Source organism: Pantoea sp. B623, from assembly GCF_024814475.1.
Classification (GTDB): Bacteria; Pseudomonadota; Gammaproteobacteria; order Enterobacterales; family Enterobacteriaceae; genus Pantoea; species Pantoea ananatis.
The window spans coordinates 1277382-1300822 of record NZ_JANUXM010000004.1 but is presented as its reverse complement, the minus strand read 5'-3'; the positions used below and the strand labels follow the sequence as shown (position 1 = coordinate 1300822).

At 54.9% G+C, this 23441-nt stretch carries 22 protein-coding genes and 1 other annotated feature; of the genes, 12 read left to right on the top strand and 10 right to left on the bottom strand.

Annotation, left to right across the window (positions count from 1 at the left end; genetic code table 11):
* Positions 1-5 precede the first annotated feature (5 nt).
* Positions 6-884, top strand: coding sequence for a metal ABC transporter substrate-binding protein (locus tag NXS97_RS07995; protein WP_013024908.1), 879 nt, complete (start codon positions 6-8; stop codon positions 882-884).
* 59 nt (positions 885-943) lie between these two features.
* Here NXS97_RS07995 and ykgO read toward each other — a convergent pair whose 3' ends face one another.
* From ykgO to NXS97_RS07975, 4 genes are all read right to left on the bottom strand, one after another.
* Positions 944-1084, bottom strand: coding sequence for a type B 50S ribosomal protein L36 (gene ykgO, locus NXS97_RS07990; protein ID WP_014606428.1), 141 nt, complete (start codon positions 1082-1084; stop codon positions 944-946).
* An 11-nt stretch (positions 1085-1095) separates the two neighbouring features.
* Complete coding sequence (locus NXS97_RS07985) at positions 1096-1350, bottom strand: type B 50S ribosomal protein L31 (RefSeq protein WP_014606427.1); 255 nt, start codon at positions 1348-1350, stop codon at positions 1096-1098.
* 288 nt (positions 1351-1638) lie between these two features.
* A complete protein-coding gene (locus NXS97_RS07980) occupies positions 1639-4788 on the bottom strand; it encodes a multidrug efflux RND transporter permease subunit AcrB (protein WP_013024911.1) in 3150 nt (1049 codons plus the stop codon).
* Between the two features lie 16 nt (positions 4789-4804).
* Positions 4805-6010, bottom strand: coding sequence for an efflux RND transporter periplasmic adaptor subunit (locus NXS97_RS07975; protein ID WP_013024912.1), 1206 nt, complete (start codon positions 6008-6010; stop codon positions 4805-4807).
* 142 nt (positions 6011-6152) lie between these two features.
* On the opposite strand from NXS97_RS07975, the gene acrR reads away from it, so the two are divergent.
* Positions 6153-6791, top strand: a complete 639-nt coding sequence (gene acrR / locus NXS97_RS07970; RefSeq protein ID WP_014593091.1) for a multidrug efflux transporter transcriptional repressor AcrR — start codon at positions 6153-6155, stop codon at positions 6789-6791.
* Here acrR and rsmS read toward each other — a convergent pair.
* On the bottom strand, positions 6788-6943 hold the full coding sequence (gene rsmS / locus NXS97_RS07965; RefSeq protein ID WP_013024914.1) for a pleiotropic regulatory protein RsmS: 156 nt from the start codon (positions 6941-6943) through the stop codon (positions 6788-6790). The two genes, acrR and rsmS, sit on opposite strands and share 4 nt — an antisense overlap.
* 75 nt (positions 6944-7018) lie before the next feature.
* Positions 7019-7549, bottom strand: coding sequence for a primosomal replication protein PriC (priC, locus tag NXS97_RS07960; protein WP_015700823.1), 531 nt, complete (start codon positions 7547-7549; stop codon positions 7019-7021).
* Positions 7550-7606: 57 nt separating this feature from the next.
* Between priC and NXS97_RS07955 the strand changes: the two genes are divergently transcribed.
* From NXS97_RS07955 to NXS97_RS07920, 8 genes are all read left to right on the top strand, one after another.
* A complete protein-coding gene (locus NXS97_RS07955) occupies positions 7607-7996 on the top strand; it encodes a DUF454 family protein (protein ID WP_028723971.1) in 390 nt (129 codons plus the stop codon).
* Positions 7997-8148: 152 nt separating this feature from the next.
* On the top strand, positions 8149-8700 hold the full coding sequence (gene apt, locus NXS97_RS07950; protein WP_014606425.1) for an adenine phosphoribosyltransferase: 552 nt from the start codon (positions 8149-8151) through the stop codon (positions 8698-8700).
* A gap of 157 nt (positions 8701-8857) precedes the next feature.
* On the top strand, positions 8858-10828 hold the full coding sequence (dnaX, locus tag NXS97_RS07945) for a DNA polymerase III subunit gamma/tau (protein ID WP_116219512.1): 1971 nt from the start codon (positions 8858-8860) through the stop codon (positions 10826-10828).
* Positions 10170-10231 (top strand) — a sequence feature (DnaX frameshifting element). (Overlaps the previous gene by 62 nt.)
* Positions 10829-10884: 56 nt before the next feature.
* Positions 10885-11214 carry a YbaB/EbfC family nucleoid-associated protein gene (locus NXS97_RS07940; RefSeq protein WP_013024920.1) on the top strand — a complete coding sequence of 110 codons (330 nt, stop codon included), beginning with the start codon at positions 10885-10887 and terminating at the stop codon, positions 11212-11214.
* On the top strand, positions 11214-11819 hold the full coding sequence (gene recR, locus NXS97_RS07935) for a recombination mediator RecR (RefSeq protein WP_014606423.1): 606 nt from the start codon (positions 11214-11216) through the stop codon (positions 11817-11819). The genes NXS97_RS07940 and recR overlap by 1 nt, the downstream gene beginning before the upstream one ends.
* A gap of 104 nt (positions 11820-11923) precedes the next feature.
* Positions 11924-13792 carry a molecular chaperone HtpG gene (htpG, locus tag NXS97_RS07930; protein ID WP_170934917.1) on the top strand — a complete coding sequence of 623 codons (1869 nt, stop codon included), beginning with the start codon at positions 11924-11926 and terminating at the stop codon, positions 13790-13792.
* Between the two features lie 278 nt (positions 13793-14070).
* Complete coding sequence (gene adk / locus NXS97_RS07925; protein WP_013024924.1) at positions 14071-14715, top strand: adenylate kinase; 645 nt, start codon at positions 14071-14073, stop codon at positions 14713-14715.
* A 229-nt stretch (positions 14716-14944) separates the two neighbouring features.
* Entirely contained in the window at positions 14945-16246 is a 1302-nt protein-coding gene (locus NXS97_RS07920) for an inosine/guanosine kinase (protein ID WP_026021084.1), read from the top strand.
* A 54-nt stretch (positions 16247-16300) separates the two neighbouring features.
* Here NXS97_RS07920 and ybaL read toward each other — a convergent pair whose 3' ends face one another.
* On the bottom strand, positions 16301-17998 hold the full coding sequence (gene ybaL, locus NXS97_RS07915) for a YbaL family putative K(+) efflux transporter (protein WP_014606421.1): 1698 nt from the start codon (positions 17996-17998) through the stop codon (positions 16301-16303).
* A gap of 762 nt (positions 17999-18760) precedes the next feature.
* Here ybaL and ushA point away from each other — a divergent pair.
* Positions 18761-20527 (top strand): bifunctional UDP-sugar hydrolase/5'-nucleotidase UshA, encoded by a 1767-nt coding sequence (gene ushA, locus NXS97_RS07910; RefSeq protein ID WP_116219513.1) that lies wholly within the window; start codon positions 18761-18763, stop codon positions 20525-20527.
* A 33-nt stretch (positions 20528-20560) separates the two neighbouring features.
* Here ushA and NXS97_RS07905 read toward each other — a convergent pair whose 3' ends face one another.
* Positions 20561-20992 carry a multidrug/biocide efflux PACE transporter gene (locus NXS97_RS07905; RefSeq protein ID WP_022622650.1) on the bottom strand — a complete coding sequence of 144 codons (432 nt, stop codon included), beginning with the start codon at positions 20990-20992 and terminating at the stop codon, positions 20561-20563.
* A gap of 87 nt (positions 20993-21079) precedes the next feature.
* Here NXS97_RS07905 and NXS97_RS07900 point away from each other — a divergent pair, with 87 nt between their 5' ends.
* A complete protein-coding gene (locus tag NXS97_RS07900) occupies positions 21080-21949 on the top strand; it encodes a LysR family transcriptional regulator (RefSeq protein ID WP_014606418.1) in 870 nt (289 codons plus the stop codon).
* Here NXS97_RS07900 and ybaK read toward each other — a convergent pair.
* Complete coding sequence (gene ybaK / locus NXS97_RS07895) at positions 21946-22425, bottom strand: Cys-tRNA(Pro)/Cys-tRNA(Cys) deacylase YbaK (RefSeq protein ID WP_019106627.1); 480 nt, start codon at positions 22423-22425, stop codon at positions 21946-21948. The two genes, NXS97_RS07900 and ybaK, sit on opposite strands and share 4 nt — an antisense overlap.
* 183 nt (positions 22426-22608) lie before the next feature.
* Entirely contained in the window at positions 22609-23412 is an 804-nt protein-coding gene (locus tag NXS97_RS07890) for a TraB/GumN family protein (RefSeq protein ID WP_116219514.1), read from the bottom strand.
* Positions 23413-23441 lie beyond the last annotated feature (29 nt).

The following is a 23441-nucleotide window of genomic DNA, read 5'->3' as shown; positions in this document are numbered from 1 at the left end:
TAGCTATGAAGATATTACCCATTAGTCTGGCAGTCGGTGCGTTAGTCATCAGTCCATTCTCTATGGCAAAAACGGTCGATGCGGTAGCGAGTTTTACCGTCCTGGCCGATATTGTGAAGCAAATTGGTGGCGATCACGTCCACGTGAAGAGTCTTGTCGGGCCAAATGGCGATCCGCACACCTTTGAACCGACACCACAAGACAGCGAAGCGCTGGCGAAAGCGGATGTGGTCTTCGTCAGCGGGCTGGGGCTGGAAGGCTGGATGAATCGTCTGGTGAGTGCCTCGGGCTATAAAGGTCAACCCGTAGTGGCGTCAACGGGCATCGAAACGCGGACGATGGAAGAAGATGGCAAAACCATCACCGATCCTCATGCGTGGAACAGCATGTATAACGGCACGATTTATGCCAAAAACGTGATGGATGCGCTAATCAAGGCCGATCCGCAGGATGCCGATGATATCCGTAAGCGCGGCGAAAAGTATATTCAGCAGCTCCAGAAGCTGGACAGCTGGGCCAAAACGTCTTTTGCGGCTATCCCGCAGCAAAAACGCAAAGTGCTGACCAGCCACGATGCCTTTGGCTATTTTGGGCAACGTTATGGCGTCTCGTTCCTGGCACCTGTCGGTTTCTCAACGGAAGCGGAAGCCAGCGCCAGCGATGTCGCCAGCCTGATCACGCAGCTTAAGCAGCAGCATATTAAAACGTACTTTATGGAAAACCAGACCGATCCTCGTCTGGTGAAGCAGATTGCCAGCGCCACGGGCGCGAAGCCGGGGGGAGAGCTTTATCCTGAAGCGCTGTCAACGGCTTCCGGCCCTGCACCCACCTACGAGGCCGCTTTTAAACATAACGTAGAGGCGATGCTGAACAGCATGCGCTGAGCATAAAAAAAGCCGGAATGGCGGGTGAGCGACATTCCGGCTAAGGTTCACGACACACATCAACGTTTTTTCTTTCTTCCCTGTACGGCTTTAAAGCGCGGATTCGTTTTACAGATGATATAGATGCGGCCTTTACGGCGGACAACCTTGCAATCCCGATGGCGATTCTTCGCCGAGCGCAGCGAACTTAATACCTGCATCATGTCCTCTCTTATCGGCGACCCAGAAAGCGGCCAAAGCGCTGGTTGAAGCGGGCAGTGCTGCCTTCTTTAGCAAAGTCTTTCTGCTTACCGGTATAAAACACATGAGATGCCGACGAGACGTCGAGCGTAACGTAAGGCAGGGTTTCGCCTTCAAACTCAACGGTACGATCGGTTTTGATGGTGGAACCGATTTTGAAATACACGTCAGCAGAGGTGTCGTGGAACACCACTGCACGATAGGTAGGATGAATATTCGCTTTCATGATTCTCACTAATGTAATGTTATACTATAACAATATTATGCGCCGCAGCCGATTCGATTGCAACCCTCCAAAAAGCAGGGAAAAACAGAGGCAGTAACAATACAGCCCGGTGGCGATGCGCGTGAGACAGGCGGAAAAGAAATCCATAGCGGAGAGGGCGAGGTTCAGTCAGAGTTGAGCGGGCATCGGGCCCATCGGCGTGGCAGACAGAGAATGTGAGCAGTCAGGTATGAGAAGGCACGATGAGGACAAAAAAAAGGCCGCTGACGCGGCCTTTATGTTTACGGATTAATGCGAGTGGTTATCGGCAGGATGATCCTTTTCGATGTCCGCTTTCTTACCGAAGCGACGGCGCACCACCACAAAGAATACCGGTACAAAGAAGATTGCCAGCGCGGTGGCGGTCACCATACCGCCCATTACGCCCGTACCGACCGCATTCTGGGCACCTGAGCCTGCGCCGGTGCTGATGGCCAGGGGCAGTACGCCAAGAATAAAGGCCAGCGAGGTCATCAGGATCGGACGCAGACGCATACGACAGGCTTCAAGCGTCGCTTCCACCAGGCCTTTACCTTCTTTCTCCATCAGATCCTTCGCAAATTCCACGATCAGGATGGCGTTCTTCGCCGAGAGGCCAACGGTTGTCAGTAACCCCACGACAAAGTAAACGTCGTTACTCAGGCCACGTAAGGTGGTGAAGAGTAATGCACCGACCACACCGAGCGGAACGACCAGCATGACAGAGAACGGGATGGACCAGCTCTCATACAGGGCAGCAAGACACAGGAACACTACAATCAGTGAAATGGCATAAAGAGCCGGTGCCTGGTTGCCTGACAGACGTTCCTGATAGGACATTCCCGTCCAGTCAAAACCGATGCCGGTTGGCAGTTTAGAGGCCAGTTCTTCCATCAGATTCATGGCTTCACCGGAACTCTTGCCCGGTCCGGCCTGACCCAGGATCTCCATGGCAGGCAGACCGTTATAGCGTTCCAGACGCGGCGAACCATACTGCCAGTGTGCCGAAGAGAAGGCAGAGAAGGGCACCATCTCGCCGTTGCTGTTACGGACAAACCACTTATTGATGTCGTCCGGCAGCATACGCGCGTCGGCTTTACCCATCACGTACACTTTCTTCACACGACCGCGGTCAATAAAGTCATTGACGTAAGAGCCGCCCCACGAGGCTGCGAGCGTGGTGTTGATGTCACTGAGTGACACGCCCAACGCCTGCGCTTTCTCCTGGTCGATATCCAGCTTGAACTGCGGCGTATCTTCCAGGCCATTAGGGCGAACACCGACCAGCGTATCCGGATGCTGGGCAATCATGCCAAACAGCTGGTTACGCGCCTGTGTTAGCTTGTCGTGGCCCAGGTTTGCCTGATCGATCAGCTCAAAGTCAAAGCCTGTCGCGTTCCCTAATTCAATAATGGCCGGCAGGTTAAACGCAAAGACCATACCGTCTTTGATTTGCCCTAATGCCTGCATGGCACGTCCCTGGATAGCCGGGACTTTCATATCGCTGCTGGTACGCTCATCCCAGGGTTTAAGGCTGACGAAGGCGATACCGGTGTTCTGGCCCCGTCCGGCAAAACCAAAACCGGCAACGGTAAAGACCGACTTAACCGAGTCCTTCTCTTTTGTCAGGAAGTAGTCAGAAACCTGATCCAGCACCTTCTGCGTGCGTTCCTGGGTTGCCCCCGCAGGCAACTGTGCCTGAGCCAGTAACAGGCCCTGATCTTCTTCCGGCAGGAAGGAAGAGGGGAGGCGCAGGAACAGAAACGCCATGCCCAGCACAATCAGCAGGTAAAGCAGCAGATAGCGACCGGTACCGCGAACGATATGGCCCACGCTGTCGACATAGTGATGCGTGCTCTTGTCGAACAGGCGGTTAAACCAGCCAAAGAAACCGGTGGTTTTGCCATGATCGCCTTTTTTCACCGGCTTGAGCATGGTGGCGCAGAGCGCCGGCGTCAGAATTAACGCAACCAGTACCGACAGCGCCATCGCTGAAACAATGGTGATCGAGAACTGACGGTAAATGACCCCGGTAGATCCGCCGAAGAAGGCCATAGGAATGAATACTGCCGACAGCACCAGGGCAATACCGACCAGCGCGCCCTGAATCTGTTCCATCGATCGCTTGGTGGCCTCTTTGGGCGGCAGCCCTTCTTCCACCATTACGCGTTCGACGTTCTCGACCACTACGATGGCGTCATCGACCAGCAAGCCGATGGCCAGCACCATCCCAAACATCGTCAGGGTGTTTATCGAGTAGCCAAAGGCGCTGATAATGGCAAAGGTACCCAGCAGAACAACAGGCACGGCGATGGTAGGAATCAGCGTGGCACGGAAGTTTTGCAGGAACAGATACATCACCAGGAACACCAACAGAATGGCTTCCATCAGTGTCTTCACTACTTCGAAAATCGAGATTTTTACGAAAGGTGTCGTGTCATAAGGGTAAACGACCTTCATACCCGCCGGGAAAGTGGGCTGCAGTTTAGCCAGCTCTGCCTTCACCGCCTCCGCCGTGTTCAGGGCGTTAGCGCCGGTCGCCAGTTTGATACCAATACCGGAAGCGGGTTTACCGTTATAACGTGCGATGATTTCGTAGTTTTCCCCACCCAGTTCAATCTGAGCCACATCGCGCAGACGAACCTGAGAACCGTCAGCATTCACCTTAAGCAGAATGTTGCCGAACTCTTTGGTCGAGGTCAGACGGGTTTGTGCAATGATAGAGGCGTTCAACTGCTGTCCCGGCACCGGTGGCGTGCCGCCTAACTGACCGGCAGCGACCTGGGCGTTCTGGGTTTTCAGCGCGTTGATAACGTCAACAGGGGTTAACTGATAGTTATTAAGCTTGCTGGGATCCATCCAGATACGCATGGCATACTGCGCCCCGAATACCTGGGTATCACCGACGCCAGGCGTACGGCTGATCGGATCTTTGATGTTTGAGGCAACGTAGTCAGAAATATCGTTCTGATTCATACTGCCGTCATCGCTGATAAAACCGGCGACCATCAGGAAGCTACTGGAGGATTTTTTAACCTGAATCCCCTGTTGTTGCACTTCCTGAGGCAGCAACGGCATGGCCAGTTGCAGTTTGTTCTGCACCTGAACCTGGGCGATATCGGCATCGGTGCCTGACTCAAACGAAATCGTCAGCGTCAGTGCGCCCGATGAGTCACTGCTTGATGACATATACATCAGGCCATCAATACCATTCATGTTCTGTTCGATGACCTGAGTCACCGAGTCTTGCAGCGTTTTGGCGTCAGCACCTGGGTAGTTGGCCTGAATCTCAATTGCCGGCGGCGCAACATTGGGATATTGCTCGATCGGTAATTTAAGAATCGATAACGCGCCCGCTAGCATCACGATAATAGCAAGAACCCACGCAAAGATGGGGCGATCGATAAAGAACTTAGCCATGTATCAACGGCTCCTGTTATGACGATGTTTTAGCAGACTGCGCTTTGGACGGATCGCCGCTGGCGGCTTTGGCATCATCGGTGACTTCTTTAGGCGTAACCTGCGCACCTGGTTTTGCGCGTTGCAGACCGGTAAAGATCACGCGCTCACCCGCTTTAAGCCCATCAGTCACCAGCCATTTGTCGCCAATAGCCTGGGCCGCTTTAATCTTACGTGCTTCAACCTTGTTATCCGCGCCCACCACCATGACAGAGGCATCGCCGGTTGGCGTACGGCTCACCGCCTGCTGTGGCACTAAAAGGGCGTTCGGGTTGGTGCCTTCCTCCAGACGAGCACGGACAAACATGCCAGGCAGCAACGCTTTGTCAGGGTTCGGGAAGATCGCACGCAGGGTGATGGATCCGGTGGTCTGGTCAACGGTCACGTCGGAAAATTCCAGCGTACCCGGCTGAGCATAGTCTTTGCCGTTTTGCATCAGCAGGGTGACATTCGCTTTGCCATCGTTCTGTTTCAGCTGACCCGATTCGAGTTCTGAACGTAAACGCAGGAAATCTTCACTCGACTGGGTGACATCGACATACATCGGATCAAGCTGCTGCACGGTTGCCAGCGCCGTAGTTTGCCCGCTCTGCACCAGCGCACCTTCCGTTACGGAAGACTTACCGATACGGCCGCTGATGGGCGAGGTGACTTTGGTGTAGGCAAGATTAATACGGGCGGTTTCCACATTGGCTTTGGCTGACTGAACCGCGGCATTGTTCTGCGCGGCGGTGGCCACAGCCGTATCGTAATCCTGCTGACTGATGTATTTAGTGCCGAGCAGCGGCTTATAGCGATTCACGGTAAGCTGCGCAATGCGTGCGTTAGCTTCCGCTTTCGCTAAATCGGCTTTAGCACTGTCGTAGGACGCCTGATAGGTCGCCGGATCGATCTGATACAGCGATTCCCCTGCTTTGATCTCTCCGCCTTCAATGAAGTTACGCTTCAGGATGATACCGGAAACCTGCGGGCGAACTTCAGCAATACGAAAAGCCAAAGTGCGGCCGGGTAATTCAGTCGAAATTTTAAGGGGTTCACTTTTAACCGTAACAACACCCACCTCAGGTGGCTGCTGCTGCTGGGCGGCCTGGTCGGATTTATTTCCGTCACATCCTGTTAACACGAAGCTGCCTGATAGCATCAGGACGGCCGCCAGAGGCGTTAACCCTCTGAATTTAGTCATAAATAAACCTCTAGAGTCCGATATCAAATGATCAATGGATCACAAAGCCAGGAACCCATTGCTGCGTAAGAGTGTAGGTCGTGCTATGGTACATACATTCACAAATGTATGTAAACTTACTCGATTGTAAAAAAAGTCCCCTATGGCACGAAAAACCAAAGCGCAAGCTCTTGAAACCCGGCATCAAATTCTTGACGCTGCACTTGCCCTTTTTTCTAAAGAGGGGGTTTCAGCCACTTCCCTGGCGGATGTCGCATCCGCAGCCAGCGTAACACGGGGGGCAATCTACTGGCATTTCAAAAACAAAGCCGATTTGTTGAACGAAATATGGCTTCGCAGTGATGCAGGGCTGGATGATGTGAAACTTGAGTATCAGACAAAATACCCCGGTGATCCACTTTCCATTCTGCGAGCGATGCTGGTGTATATCTTTCAGGCGACGGCCAGAGATCCTCAGCGCCGCGCGCTAATGGAAATTATCTTCCACAAATGCGAGTTTGTGGGGGAAATGGCGGCGGTAAAAAGCATTCAGCAAAGCCTGTTGCTGGAGCGTTACAATGAAATAGAAGACGTTTTGCGCCAGTGCATTGATGCCGGGCAGCTCCCGGAAACCTTCCAGACGCGTCAGGCCGCGCTGATTATGCGCGGCTACGTGAACGGCATGATGGAAAGCTGGCTGTTTACACCCGATAAGTTTGATCTGGTTACCGATGCGCCTGTGCTGGTTGATGCGCTGATTGATATGCTGCGCTTCAGCCCAACGCTGGCTAAAAAGGCCTAATCTTTACGCTGCGTGTCGCGCTTTCTTTCAAAGTCGCGCTGAACGATGGCCAGTGCAGACAGCACGGTTTCTACCGCGATCTGATTCTCTTCAAGCAGCTGAATGAGATCGACGGCCAGTTTGACCTCTTCAGGCGCCGTTTCCAGGGACATCTTTCCTCCTGAGCAGTTGTATCATGGGCCAGATAAGCGTGCCATCCGGGAATCCCCTCCAGCACGGATAGCGCATTAAGTGTTAAAGGCGCTGTTTGCCAGCGACATTGCCCACTCCACCGAACGGATGGCCTGTCGACAGCGTGCCATACGACCTTCGAGCACCTCCAGGTCTTTCTTCAACTGCTGCTGCACGGCCAGCGTTTCCGCCAGCGCCATTCGCTGTTCACGCTGGTCGATCATAGCCTGCAGTCGACGTTCATACTCGCGGTATTCCTGATATTTTCGCTGCCGGGAAGAGGGCTGAGCGCGCTCCTGTGGGCTACGCAACTGTTGGGTGCGGGCCTCACGTTGCAGAGCAGCAATCTGATCGACCAGATGGCTGGCCAGCCACTGGCTGCGGGCCACGTCACCGTTGGGCTGGCACAAACGCTGATAATTGTGTTCAATCTCCTGCAAATAATCTGCCAGCCGGGTGCCTTTGGTGGTAAAGAGCTGGCTGTCAAAGCGGGGGGAACGGCAGTGTCCATCAGGATGGCTGGCAATATCCTGTCGTAAATCAAGCATGCAGTTAAGCAGGCGTTGGTGTGCAGTGACGTAACTCATCGCCCGAGACTCAGGTATGCTAAGGTTACGGGACTGGAAACGCGCTGAGCGATGGTTATGCAACGCATAGTATTATTGACCCTTGGCTGGCTGGCGATTGTGCTTGGCATACTGGGTATTGTATTACCTTTATTACCCACCACGCCATTTATGCTACTGGCGGCCTGGTGTTTTGCCCGCTCCTCTCCCCGATTCCACGACTGGCTGCTCTGGAGATCGCCTTTTGGCCGTTATATCCGCCACTGGCAGCAGCATCGTGGCATGCCCCCCGGTGCAAAAAGCCGGGCGATGATCGTGATTGTAATAACCTTTGCGGTGTCTCTCTGGCTGGTTCCGCTGTGGTGGGTACGCGTCATGTTACTTATTATGCTGGCTGTGCTACTGCTGTTTATCGGGCGCATGCCGGTGGTGGCAGAAACGGCGGATGAACGTTTACCGCCGCGATAAAGTTGCAATTAGCCGACCATTTGCTTAGATTTGGGCCTCTTCGTGTGCAGCTTCCCATTATTCATGCCTCTTCGCTGAGCCTTTAACCCGGTGTTGGCGCTATTGAAGCTGCGCAAAACAGAACAGAATTTTTTTTTACCAGGCTTAAGATTATGACCGACACTGCGCAGCAGCTTGAACTGATTAAAAACAGTATCAAAAGTATTCCTGATTACCCGAAGCCGGGTATTCTTTTCCGTGACGTCACCAGCCTGTTGGAAGACCCAAAAGCCTATGCCGCGTCCATCTCGCTGCTGGTAGAGCGTTATCGCAATAAAGGCATCACCAAAGTGGTGGGCACGGAAGCGCGGGGTTTCCTGTTCGGGGCACCTGTCGCCCTCGGACTGGGGCTGGGCTTTGTTCCGGTGCGCAAGCCGGGCAAACTGCCACGTGAAACCTTCAGCGAAGCTTACGAACTGGAATACGGTACCGACCGACTGGAATTGCATAAAGATGCTATTCAGCCAGGCGATGTGGTGCTGGTGGTCGACGACCTGCTGGCAACGGGGGGCACGCTCGAAGCGACCATCAAACTGATTCGTCGTGCAGGCGGCGAAGTTAAGGACGCGGCATTTATTATCAACCTGTTCGATCTTGCAGGTGAAGCGCGTCTCAAGGCGCTGGGCGTTGACAGCTACAGTCTGGTCAATTTTCCCGGCCACTAACCCTCGCTTGCGGCCTCGTGCTCCGCCAGGCCGCACATCTTTCCCTGTTCAAGATAACGAGTGATAGGTGAAAGCGTAGCTGTTAGACTACTGCAATCATATACAGGGGTTGCAGTGCGTCTGCGCTCACATTTCCATCCAAATTCGTCGAAACCACATGAGCTATCAGGTACTTGCCCGAAAATGGCGTCCACAGGCGTTTGCTGATGTTGTCGGTCAGGAACATGTTCTGACGGCGCTGGCGAATGGATTGTCTCTGGGACGCATCCATCATGCTTATCTCTTCTCCGGCACGCGGGGCGTAGGGAAAACCACGATTGCCCGTCTGCTGGCAAAAGGGCTTAACTGCGAAACCGGTATTACCGCAACACCCTGCGGTCAGTGCGACAACTGTCGTGAGATTGAGCAGGGGCGCTTTGTCGATCTCATTGAGATTGACGCGGCCTCGCGCACCAAAGTGGAAGACACACGCGATCTGCTCGATAACGTGCAGTACGCGCCCGCGCGCGGCCGGTTTAAAGTCTACCTGATCGATGAAGTGCACATGCTGTCGCGTCACAGCTTCAACGCCCTGCTGAAAACGCTGGAAGAACCGCCTTCGCATGTAAAATTCTTGCTGGCCACGACCGATCCGCAAAAACTGCCGGTGACGATTCTGTCGCGCTGCCTGCAGTTTCATCTAAAAGCGCTTGAGGTCGATCAGATCCGCCAGCAGTTGGATCATGTTTTAGAGCAGGAGCAGATCGCGCGTGAGCCGCGCGCCCTGCAACTGCTCGCCAGAGCCGCCGATGGCAGCATGCGTGACGCGTTAAGCCTTACCGATCAGGCCATTTCAATGGGCGAGGGCAGCGTGACCAGCGCTACCGTGGGCACGATGCTCGGAACGCTTGATGATGAACAGCCGCTTGGCCTGCTCGAAGCCGTGGTTGAGGGCAATGGCGAACAGATGATGACGCTGCTAGCCCAGGCTGCTTCACGCGGCGTTGAGTGGGAAGCCCTGTTGGTTGAGATGCTGCGCCTGCTGCACCGGATTGCCATGGTGCAGCTCCTGCCCACGTCGCTCAATGACGATGAAGAGAGCAATGCGCTACGCCTGCGTGAGCTGGCGCGCGCGGTGCCACCGGCCGATCTCCAGCTGTACTACCAAACCCTGCTCATGGGGCGTAAAGATTTACCGCTTGCGCCCGATCGCCGCATGGGGATTGAAATGACATTGCTGCGCGCCCTGGCGTTCCATCCCAAGGCAGCCATCGCCGAACCGATCGCGCGGCCAACGCTGACGGCGCAGTCGGCACCGGCACCAGTGCAGAATGTCGCTGCCCAGCCCGCTGAAAAGGCGCCCGCGGCGCAGCCGCAAATGGCCGCGCCGGAACCGGCTGTCAGTCAGCAGGCCGTGCCGCCGGCTTCGCCCGATCCGTCACTGTCCAGCTCCACCAGCCAGCTCCTGCAGGCGCGCACGCAGTTGCTGCGCCAGGGAGCAAACAAAGCAAAAAAGAGTGAGCCGGCAGCGCCAGGTGCGCGGCCGGCCAACTCTGCGCTGGAACGACTGGCCTCTGTTACCGAACGCAGCCAGCAGCGAGTCCGAGACAGCGCGCCTGCGGCACCGGTAAAAAAAGAGGCTTACCGCTGGAAAGCACAGACGCCAGTGACAGAGGTCGCTGAGCCGGTCGCGACGCCAAAAGCCTTGCGTTCTGCGCTGGAGCATGAGAAAAATCCTGAGCTGGCCGCGCGACTGGCGGAAGAAGCCCAGCAGCGCGATGCATGGGCGGCAGAGGTCGCGGGCTTACCGCTGCCTAAACTGGTTCAGCAACTGGCGCTGAATGCATGGAAAGAAACCACGGATAACGGCATTTGCCTGCATTTACGTTCCGGTCAGCGCCACCTGAATTCCGCGTCGGCGCAGCAGGCCCTGAGCGCCGCGTTAAGTCAGGCAGCAGGCCATCAGGTTGAACTGTCGGTTATTGAAGACGATAATTCTTCGGTATTGACGCCACTGGAGTGGCGTCAGGCCATTTACGAAGAGAAGCTGGCGCAGGCGCGTCAGTCAATCTTGAGTGACACCCACATTCAAACCCTTCGTCGCTTTTTTGATGCCGATTTGGATGAGGAAAGCATTCGACCCGTTTGAACACGCTGCAACGGTCTGAATAAACCGCGTTGTAGCCTCAGCAGAGAGAGAAAACTATGTTTGGTAAAGGCGGATTGGGCAACCTGATGAAGCAGGCCCAGCAGATGCAAGACAAAATGGCCCAGGTTCAGGAAGAAATTGCCGCCCTGGAAGTCACGGGTGAATCAGGTGCAGGCATGGTCAAGGTCACGATCAACGGTGCTCACAACTGCCGCCGGGTAGAAGTCGATCCGAGCCTGCTTGAGGACGACAAAGACATGCTGGAAGATCTGATTGCCGCCGCATTCAACGATGCCGCTCGTCGCATTGACGAAGTGCAGAAAGAGAAAATGGCCTCTGTCTCTTCAGGCATGCAGCTGCCACCAGGCTTCAAGATGCCGTTCTGATGCAAACCAGCCCCCTGCTAGAGTCTTTAATGGAGTCGCTGCGCTGTTTGCCGGGCGTTGGGCCTAAATCGGCCCAGCGTATGGCGTTTCAACTGCTACAGCGCGATCGGAGTGGCGGAATGCGTCTGGCGCAGGCTCTGACCCGGGCGATGTCGGAAATCGGCCACTGTGCCGATTGCCGCACCTTCACCGAGCAGGAAATTTGCACCATTTGCGCCAATCCCCGGCGTCAGCAAAATGGTCAAATCTGCGTGGTTGAGAGCCCGGCAGACATCCATGCTATTGAGCAAACCGGGCAATTTGCCGGCCGCTATTTCGTGTTGATGGGGCATCTTTCGCCGCTGGACGGCATTGGTCCAGCCGATATTGGTCTTGACCGACTGGAACAACGGCTGGAAAAAGAAACGCTTCACGAAGTGATTCTGGCGACCAATCCCACGGTTGAAGGTGAAGCTACCGCGAACTACATCGCTGAATTGTGCGGACAGTATGGCGTCGACGCGAGCCGTATTGCGCATGGGGTTCCGATGGGCGGTGAACTGGAAATGGTCGATGGCACCACGCTGTCCCACTCCCTCGCCGGTCGTCAAAAGATTAAATTTTAAACGCTTGCCGGTGTTGTGAAAGACACCGGCTTGAAAACCTCTCATTTATCCCCACATCCTCCTCAACGTTCGTTAAATCTGATTCTGTTGAGGTAGCAATGACCATGAAAGGACAAGAGACTCGTGGCTTTCAGTCAGAGGTAAAACAACTTCTGCACCTGATGATCCATTCTCTCTATTCAAACAAAGAGATTTTCCTGCGTGAGCTGATTTCCAATGCTTCGGATGCGGCAGATAAACTGCGCTTCCGCGCGCTGTCTGATGCCAGCCTGTATGAAGGCGATGGCGACCTGCGCGTGCGTCTCTCTGTGGATAAGGACAACCGTACCATTACGCTGAGCGATAACGGTATCGGCATGCGTCGTGATGAAGTGATTGAAAACCTGGGCACCATTGCTAAATCAGGCACCAAATCTTTCCTGGCGTCTCTGGGCTCAGACCAGGCGAAAGACAGCCAGCTGATCGGTCAGTTTGGCGTAGGCTTCTATTCGGCGTTTATCGTGGCCGACAAGGTCTCTGTGCGCACCCGTGCAGCGGGCGCGGCAGAAGATGAAGCTGTCTTCTGGGAATCCGCGGGTGAAGGGGATTACACCATCGCGGATATCAGCAAAGCCGAACGCGGTACCGAAATTACCCTGCACCTGCGCGAGGGCGAAGATGAGTTCCTTGATAGCTGGCGCGTACGCAACATTATCAGCAAGTACTCCGATCACATTGCCCTGCCGGTAGAAATCGAAAGCAAAGACGAAGAGACCGGCACCACCACCTGGGAGAAAATCAACAAGGCCCAGGCGCTGTGGACGCGCAACAAAGCTGACATCAGCGATGAAGAGTACAACGAGTTTTACAAACACATCGCACACGATTTCAGCGATCCGGCTATCTGGAGCCACAACCGTGTGGAAGGTAAACAGGAGTACACCAGCCTGCTTTATATCCCGGCGCGTGCGCCGTTCGACATGTGGAACCGCGATCATAAACATGGCCTGAAACTGTACGTACAGCGCGTGTTTATCATGGATGATGCCGAGCAGTTCATGCCGAATTACCTGCGCTTCGTGCGCGGCCTGATTGACTCAAACGATCTGCCGCTTAACGTATCGCGTGAAATCCTGCAGGACAGCCGGGTAACCCAGAGCCTGCGTGGCGCGCTGACCAAGCGTGTGCTGCAGATGCTGGAGAAACTGGCAAAAGACGACAGCGAAAAATACCAGACCTTCTGGAAAGAGTTCGGTCTGGTACTGAAAGAAGGCCCGGCGGAAGATCACGCGAATAAAGAAGCGATTGCTAAACTGTTGCGCTTTGCCAGTACCCAAAGCGAAGGCGCGGCGCAAACCGTTTCGCTGGAAGAGTACGTCAGCCGCATGGTAGAAGGTCAGGAGAAGATCTACTACATCACGGCCGACAGCTATGCCGCCGCCAACAGCAGCCCGCATCTGGAGCTGTTCCGTAAGAAAGGCATCGAAGTGCTGCTGTTGTCCGATCGCATCGACGAATGGATGATGAGCTACCTGACCGAGTTCGACGGTAAAGTCTTCCAGTCTGTCAGCAAAGCCGATGACGCACTGGATAAGCTGGCCGACGAAGAGACGGAAGAGCAGAAAGAAGCTGAAAAAGCGCTGGAGCCGTTTGTTGAGCGCGTGAAAACGCTGCTGGGTGAGCGCGTGAAAGAAGTGCGTCTGACGCACCGCCTGACCGATACGCCGGCGATTGTGACCACGGATGCGAACGAGATGACCACGCAAATGGCCAAACTGTTTGCTGCGGCAGGTCAGGATGTGCCGGAAGTGAAATACATCTTTGAAATCAACCCCGATCACCAACTGGTGAAACGCGTGGCGGATACCCAGGATGAAACCCGCTTCGGTGAGTGGATAGAGCTGTTACTGGATCAGGCGCTGCTGGCCGAGCGCGGCACGCTGGACGATCCTAACCAGTTTATCCGCCGTATGAATCAGTTACTGACGGCGTAAGCCAATCAAAACCGGTGGCAAGGTCCACCGGTTTTTTTTGCTTAAGTGCATCGCCTGATTTAAGCGAGCCGTTTTGTTGCGCAAACGCCATGAAATGCATTCAGCCTAAGCCGCCAGTCCGAAAATGCCCTTTCGCTGACCTGACGCACTGCTATCACGCGCTAAAGCCAGTACACTAAACTTTCCTGACCCGCCGCTTCCTTGTGGTGGGCGGGTCATAATGGTATGTTCTTCCGCTTCTCAGATTCATCAATGCGATTCGCAAGGGGATTTACGCAATGCGTATTATTCTGCTCGGAGCTCCGGGCGCAGGTAAGGGGACTCAAGCCCAATTCATCATGGAGAAATACGGCATTCCGCAGATCTCCACTGGCGACATGCTGCGTGCAGCGGTTAAAGCTGGCACCGAACTTGGCAACCAGGCGAAAGCCATTATGGATGCCGGTAAGTTGGTTACTGATGAGCTGGTCATTGCGCTGGTTAAAGAGCGCATCACCCAGGAAGATTGCAAAAACGGTTTCCTGCTTGATGGTTTCCCACGCACCATTCCTCAGGCTGACGCAATGAAAGAAGCCGGTATTAAAGTGGATCACGTGCTGGAGTTCGCCGTACCAGACGAGCTGATTGTTGAGCGTATCGTAGGCCGCCGTGTTCACGCGCCATCAGGCCGCGTCTACCACGTCAAATTCAATCCACCGAAAGTGGAAGGCAAGGATGACGTGACCGGTGAAGAGCTGACCACGCGCAAAGACGATCAGGAAGAAACGGTGCGCAAACGTCTGGTGGAATACCATCAGCTGACTGCGCCGCTGATTGCTTACTACAGCAAAGAAGCGGAAGCGGGGCACACCGCGTATCACAAGATCGACGGTACGCGCAACGTGTCCGACGTGAGCGCAGAGCTGGCTAAGATTCTCGGCTAAGCGGATTGGGGCTGGCCAGGCTGGCCCCTTTTGCCCTCAACGCGTTGACTTCCCCCCTGTTTCTCTCCTCTTCCTGCATGCTGCTGGACAGAAGGCTGAGGTTCGCCTGGTGCTAAATACAATGGCAGAACATACTGAGATGAGTATGCAGTGGGTTCACTTGCGACAGTAAAGTCACGACACAGAATGTGATATGCTTCTCTGCCTGTTTTTTCTCACGGCAGTTACCATGAAATTTCCCGGCAAACGTAAATCCAAACATTACTTCCCCGTTAGCGCCCGCGATCCGCTGTTACAGTCCTCCCAATTTGATAGTGAAGACGGCAGTTGGGTGGTCGGCATCGATCAGACGCTGGTCGATATCGAAGCCAAAGTCGATGACGCCTTTCTTGTTCGCTACGGCCTGAGCGCTGGCCATTCGCTGGTTATCGACGATACCGTGGCGGAAGCGCTGTATGCGGAATTGATGCGTGACGAACTGGTGACCCACCAGTTTGCGGGCGGCACAATTGGTAATACGCTGCATAATTTCTCGGTGCTGGCGGACGATCGTTCCGTACTGCTGGGGGTGATGTGCAACAATATCCAGATTGGCGGTTATGCCTACCGCTATCTGTGTAATACCTCCAGCCGAATGGACCTGAACTATCTGCAGGGCGTTGACGGTGCGATTGGCCGCTGCTTTACGCTGATTGGCGATCAGGGCGACCGCACCTTTGCTATCAGCCCGGGGCAAATGAATCAGCTCAGGGCGGAAAACGTCCCTGAAGACGTTATTGCGGGCGCCTCTGCGCTGGTGCTGACCTCCTATCTAATCCGCTGCGAGGCGGGCGAGCCCATGCCTGAGGCAACGTTAAAGGCCATTGAATACGCCAAACGCCACAACGTGCCCGTGGTCCTGACGCTGGGCACCAAACACGTCATCGGCGACAACCCGCAGTTCTGGCGCGATTTTCTGCGCGATCACGTTTCAATTGTGGCCATGAACGAAGAAGAAGCCCTGGCGCTGACCGGCGAAGCCGATCCTCTGCTGGCATCGGATATGGCGCTGGAATGGGTTGACCTGGTGTTGTGTACCGCAGGGCCGACCGGATTGTATATGGCGGGTTATACGGAAGAGGCGTTCAAGCGCAAAACGAATCATCCGCTGCTGCCTGGCGCGATTGCGGAGTTCAACCTGTACGAATTCAGCCGGGCGATGCGTAAACAGGACTGCCAGCAGCCGCTGCGCATTTTTTCTCACATCGCCCCTTATATGGGCGGCCCGGAAAAGATCATGAATACCAACGGGGCAGGGGACGGCGCACTGGCCGCATTGCTGCACGATATTACGGCAAACAATTATCATCGCCGCAACGTGCCTAATTCCAGTAAGCATGCGCGCGCTTATCTCACCTATTCGTCCCTGGCGCAGGTTTGCAAATATGCGAACCGGGTAAGCTATCAGGTGCTGAACCAGCATTCTCCCCGACTGACGCGCGGCCTGCCCGAGCGGGAAGACAGCCTGGAAGAGTCCTACTGGGATCGTTAAGCCGGAAAGACAAACTGCCCCTCAGCAACGCTGCCGCTGCTGAAGGGCTGGTCATTAGCTGTTGCCTTCACAGGCGAGCCTGGTGTGCTCCTGCTCAAGGTTTTCCTGCAGTTTCTGAATGATGCTGGCGGCAATCTCGCGTTCGCCCATCACGACATGGTTTGCGCCACGTTCCAGAATGTACTCCACCTCATCATCATAATGGGCATGCACAATGATGTTGATGTCCGCTTTTTTCTGGCGGGCGGCGGTAACGATTTCCCCCACCTCATATCCGTTGGGAATGGTGATGAGCAGCCAGGCTGCACAGTCCACACGGGCTAACTCCAGCGTGTTTGCGCGGGCAGCATTGGCCAGCACGGCCCGAATGCCCTGATCGCGTAGTGCTTTAACGCGAGGAATCGAACTTTCGACCACCACCACCGGAATATTGAGCGCCATCAGTTGCTCACACAGCAGGTTGCCGACGCGACCATAGCCAACGATTACCGCGTGATGGCAGATATCCACCGGAATCTGTTGTTCTTCTTCTTCCAGCGCCTCTTCGAGCGTCTGCTGCTCCATCGTTTCGTTCTTAGACAGATAGCGCCCCAGCAGGGTAAACAGTACCGGGTTGAGCATGATAGAAAGAATGGCGGCAGCCAGCACCAGATTACGGCCCTCTTCATCCAGCAGCCCCAGGGAGATCCCCAGCCCGGCAAGAATAAAGGCAAACTCGCCGATTTGCGCCAGGCTGACCGAAATAGTCATCGCCGTGCGGCGTGAATGACCCAGCAGCGAGACCAGAAGCCACGCCGCGGCAGATTTTCCTATCACGACGATCACCAGCGCCCCCAGCACCGCCAGCGGTTCTTTCACCAGGATCATCGGGTCGAACAGCATCCCGACAGACACAAAGAACAGCACCGCAAAGGCATCACGCAGCGGCAGCGTGTCGCGGGCGGCGCGCTGGCTTAACTCGGACTCGTTCAGCACCATACCGGCAAAGAAGGCCCCGAGGGCAAAAGAGACGTCAAAGAACTCGACGGCGCCAAACGCAATGCCCAGCGCCAGGGCTAATACGGCCAGCGTAAACAGCTCACGTGAACCCGTTGCGGCACTTTTCGCGAGGATCCAGGGCACGGCACGGCGACCGACGACCATCATTAACACCATAAAGGCGGCGACTTTACCGATGGTCCAGAGCAGGTCCCATATCACCAGGCTGGCGCTGGCGTTACCCTGTTCCATCATGCCGGCAATCGCGGGCAGCAGGACCAGCGTAAGCACCATGACCAAATCTTCAACAATCAACCAGCCAATAGCAATCTGGCCGCGCTGGCTTTCAATAAGCTGACGCTCTTCTAATGCGCGCAGCAACACCACGGTACTGGCGGTAGAAAGACACAAACCGAACACTAAGCCCGTCATCCAGGACCAGCCCATCGCCCACGACATCAGCATTCCCAGTAAGGTCGCCACAGCGATCTGTGCGATAGCGCCGGGAATGGCTATCCGCTTTACCGACATCAGATCCTTGAGTGAGAAGTGCAGACCGACGCCGAACATCAGCAGGATAACGCCCAGCTCTGCGAGTTCCGGTGCCAGATTGGTATCAGCCACAAACCCCGGCGTAAAAGGGCCAGCCAGTACGCCCGCGACTAAATAACCCACTAGCGGCGAAATGCGTAACCGATTTGCCAGCATTCCAAGGAGAAAAGCCAGGACCAGAGCCCCGACGATAGTCGTAATCAACGGTGTGGTGTGATGCATGCCAGTCTCCATGGGTATAAATGTGTCCGCTTGTAACAAATGAGTCTAATGCATATCGGAAAGGATCGCTGAATAATTTGTGGGATTAACAGAAAAAATTATGCTAATACGAGAAAAATGCAATCGGAAGGCTGTTTTTATCACTTATCCCTGTCATCGGCTGGTTTAGCGCTTCATCAGGAACAGAACGGAATAAGTTTACGCCCGTTAAATGACACAGACGTGACGCCAATGATGCGCGAATGCGCTATAAACCGTCACCAACCGGAACCAGCGTGAGATTTGCTAAGGCCAGTCAGCCTCACAAGCGTAATAGCGGTTTTTTCAGATTGAAGCAGCGGTGCCATCGCTGTGCTGGATGTCGGGTAAAAACATCGTGAAAACAGACTATTGTGCCGAAGCTACAGCGCAAAGCTGACAGCACTCATGAAAAAAGTCTGGCTGTCAGGTTGAGCTGAAAACAGCAGTCATGTCGGAAAAAGCGCAAAGACCCACTTTGTCGAGTTGATGTCGCAGCGGTTAACAATGTTGCAGGTTTAATGAACAATGCCTTCATATCCCGTCAACATTTAGCCTTTTAACAGCACGTCAGAGAAAAGAGAGCGGATAAATCAGACGGTTGGCGTTTCCTGTCAGGTCGCCTGGCCTGCCATAATGGCCAGACGGAGCCGTATTCATCTTGAGTTACGGCCGTTTCTGTGCGACACAGAAGGGCGCCGATGGCCGGCGGGTGAAACGGATAACAATCAAAGGAGAAGGGCTGTGTTGATATTTCGAGGGGCAGGAGCAGGTCTGGCACTGCTCGTGATGTTATCGTCGCTGTTTACCCATGCTGCAGTGCCTGACCGCAGTTACCGTTTCAGCATTCTGCATACCAACGATCAACATGGGCATTTTTGGACTAATGATCAGGGTGAATACGGGCTGGCGGCGCAAAAAACGCTAATGGATACGCAGCGTTACGATATTCAGGCCAAAGGCGGTGGGGCGTTAATCTTGTCTGCTGGCGATGTTAACAGCGGCGTGCCTGAGTCGGATGAGCTGGACGCGGAACCCGACATTCGCGGCATGAACCTGATTGGCTACGACGCCATGACGCTGGGCAATCACGAGTTCGATAAACCGCTCGCCGTCCTGCATAAGCAGGAAAAATGGGCCAAATTTCCGTTCCTGGCCGCCAACGTCTATCAGAAAAGCAGTGGCAAGCGCCTGTTTAAGCCCTGGGCTGTATTTCAGCGCATGGGGTTAAAAATCGCCGTGCTCGGATTGATTACCCCCGATACCGCCCGGCTGACAAATCCTGCGCAGTTAAGCGATATCGAATTCCGCGATCCCATTGCCGAGGCCGAAAAGGCCGTCGCCGAGCTGCGTGCTACTGAGAAGCCCGACGTTATCGTCGCGTTAACCCATCTTGGCCATTATGACGACGGTCAACACGGCAGTAACGGTGTTGATGACGTGACGCTGGCCCGCAGTCTGCCAAAGGGAACCCTCAATATGATCGTCGGGGGGCATTCTCACGATGCGGTATGTATGGAAAAAGAGAATGTCAGCCGTAAAGACTATCAGCCAGGCCAACCCTGTGAGCCCGATCGGCAGAACGGCGTCTGGATCATGCAAGCGGAAAAATGGGGTAAATACGTAGGGCGCGGCGATTTTACCTACCGCAATGGAGAGGTGACGCTGGAGGCCTACCAGCTGATACCGGTCAACCTCAAACACAAAATCAAAAATCTTGATGGCAGTGAATCCTCACTGACCTGGCAGGAAGCCATCCCGGCTAACACCGCAATGATGAAACTACTGACGCCTTTTCAAAAGCGCGCAGACGCGAAGCTACGGGTCAACGTGGGAAGCATTAAAGGGGATTTCCCCGGCGAAAAAGAAACCGTGCGGTTTAAACAAAGCGCCATTGGGCAGTTAATACTGCGTGCGCAGATGGCCGCAACGCAGGCTGACTTCGCCGTGATGAGCGGGGGCGGGATCCGTACCTCGCTGACATCCGGCCCGGTTGCCTGGCGCGATCTGTTACAGGTACAACCCTTCGGTAATCAGGTCGTTTCCGTCACGCTGACCGGCGCAGAAATCAAACGCTATCTGGCGGTTGTGGCAAACATCAAACCTGATTCAGGCGGTTTTGCCCAGTTGGCCAACGTCAGCCTGATCGCCAACGGCAGCAGCGTCAGCCAGGTCAGGATCAACGGACAGCCGCTGGCAGATGAAAAAACCTATCGTATGTCGACAAACAGTTTTAATGCCGCAGGCGGGGATGGCTATCCACGCATCGACACGCACCCGGGTTATGTGAACAGCGGCAAGGTGGATGCGCAGGTCCTGCGGGACTGGCTAAGCGCCCATTCTCCGGTGAACGCCAGCGATTACCAGCCACGTGAAGCGGTTATTTATCAGGCTGAGCAGGCAGCACCACCAAAGGATGAAGCGAAAGACGCGACGCCGTTGCGGCGCTATCCCAAAATGGTACTGACGTGGATCCGGCACTGGAATGGAGAGAGTGCAACGCTGCATTAAGTCCAGGCAGGGAGAACGCCTCCCTGCTTTTTTTCAGGCGCGGCAGGATTTGCGACCGAACCAGTGTGGACGCAGTTTGTCCCACACCAGGTTGTAGACGAAGGTGTAGGGCAGAAAGAACAGAAAAAACGCGACTTCAATTAAAAATGCCTGCCACAGTGAAATCTCCAGCATCCAGGCCGCCAGCGGCAGGCCTATCAGGATAAAACCGCCCTCAAAACCCAATGCGTGCAGCGCTCGAAGCAGGGCGCGACGTTTCTGCCCTGGCGGATAAAACCGATCAAACACGCTGTTGTAAATCATATTCCATAGCATTGCCACCGTAGACAGCATGATCGCCAGCGCTCCCATCTGAAACAGGGGTTTATTCATAAACCATGCTGCCAGCGGAGCAATCGTCACGATGGCCAGGCCTTCAAACAGGGTGGCATGGACGATGCGTTCTGTGAGTGAACGGATTTGCATTTCAATCTCCTTTATTCAGGCTACGCATTCTCCCACGACAAAATGCTAAGATAAAATGATCATCTATCGATAAAAGCGATGGTTCTCATGCGTTACTCACCGGAATCTCTGGAAGCCTTTGTCCAGACCGTTGCCAGCGGCTCGTTCTCAGCCGCCGCGCGGGCGTTAAAAAAAAGCCAGTCTACCGTCAGCGTGGCTGTGGTTAATCTGGAAGCCGATCTCGGTTTCGCCCTGTTTGACCGGCGCGGCCGCCAGCCACAGCTCACCGAGCAGGGGCGACGCGTGCTGCCTCAGGTGCAGCAAATCCTCGCCGCCAGCGAGCGACTGGATGCGCTGGCGACGCGCTTGTCCGAGGGAACAGAGCCGCGGCTCAGCGTTGCAGTCTCAGATTTTTGGCAAACGCATTACCATCAGCGACTGCTTAAGCAATTTGATCAGCATTATCCTGATGTCGAGCTGGAAGGCATTGCGGCGGAAGATGATGATGTCGTTGAGCTGTTGCAAACCGGGCGTGCGCATATTGGGGTGATTCGTGCCCAGCCAACGCTGCCGGCTGACATTGCGATCGCGCGCCTGCAGGTTGATGCTGAATTAGGGGTTTATCTGCATCGTGATCATCCCCTGGCGCGGGAAACCACGATCAGCGAAAGTCAGCTCGAACCTCTTCGTCACCTGCGCCTCAATACCTGGACCGATCGTCGTGCACCGACTTTCCAGGGGAGAGCCTGGTCTGCTCAAACCTATTATGTCCTGCTGGAGATGGCGGAACAGGGCTTTGGCTGGAGTATTTTACCCCGTTGGCTGGTGAAACAGTTTGGACATGGTGTTTTAAAGGAGTTGCCCTTACCAGGATGGCCGCAGCGCATCGCGGTTGACGTCGTCTGGTCGCGCCGCAATCCACCCGGCCCTGCCGGGCGCTGGATGATTGATGAACTCTGCGCACTGCAACCGGCTTAGTCGCGTCGGGCAATATCCGCTAAGGGTGCCTCCAGCAGCCGTGACAGATCCTGTGGGCTTAACTCGATATCCAGCCCGCGCTTACCGCCGGAAATAAACAGCGTCGCAAAGGCGTTTGCCGAGCTGTCGATCACCGTAGGCAGGCGCTTTTTTTGGCCCAGCGGGCTGATACCGCCCACCAGATAACCGGTGATGCGCTGGGCCAGCATGGGATCGGCCATCTCGGCTTTTTTGACATTGAACGCTTTTGCCACTTTCTTGAGGTCGAGCTGAGTAGCGACGGGCGTAACGGCCACGGCAAGGTGTTTCGCCTCGCCGTTCAACGCCACCAGCAGGGTTTTATACACCTGCCGGGCGTCCAGGTTGAGCTTACGAACCGCTTCGTCGCCAAAACTGGTTTCGTTACTGTCATGCTCATAAGGATGCAGTGTGAAGCTGACCTTTTGTTTTTCCAGTAGTTTTACCGCGGGCGTCATTATTGCCTCATATTCAGAAAAATCTTATTACGTATTAATGAACAATAAATGTGGCGAAATAATGTGCTTTAGGCGAGAATTGCCACGCGCCAGCAATCCTGTTGTTGGCGACAACTAAAATCATTAACACATTCCTCTTTGAAGAGCCGATATGACTGTCGGCTCTCTTTTTTTTGCCGTGAGTTATCTGACGCGCATCATTCCCGGCAGGCTATTCTCGCCATATAAATGCAGAGCGCCGACCGCGACGACATATCGGCCCGAAGGCAGGCGACGTAAATGATCACACCACTGGCTGTTACGCTGGCTAATCAGCGTGTCGTTCAGGGTCTGACTGAATGTCGCTGGCAACGCAATCTGGGGATCGCGTGGCGGGCTTTCCAGCCACCAGCTCACCATCGTTTGCAACATGCGTGCGTTGGTGTGCCAGTGGGTCAGCGTATCCGCCAGCAGCGCCATGCCATCGTCGGGCAAGGATTTCAGCAGGGTGATTTGCGCCTGCGCACCCTCCAGTTCAATCACGGGTTTATCCATCGCCCGCGCGGCCTGTAGCAGCTGATAATCAATACCGAAATCAGGACGTAACCCCAGCCGCTGGGCCTGCTGGGCCTGTAGCATCAGCGCAATCTGCCAGGCCGGTAACGTATCAAACCGGCTCAGGGGCAGACCGGTTTCGTTGCACAGTGTTTCAAGCTTCGCCAGCGCCTCATCATCCATTCTGGCGATCAGTGGCGGACGCTCTTCCGTGTTTTCAAATGGCGATCCTCCCTGGGTAATATCCGCTTCAACCACCAGCGCATCGGCTTTTTGCAACTGCTGTAGCAGCCGGACCGGCAGGGGCTGCATGTCACGGGTGCCCATATGAATGCTACCCACCAGATGAAACCGGCATTCGCCCGACTGAATATCCACGGCGGGCCAACGATAGCTGGCTGGAAAAAGCGGATTAATCCAGTTACGTAAACGTTGCAAAAGGCGCGCTGTCATTCCCTGTCCTTCACTGTTTGAAAGCCACC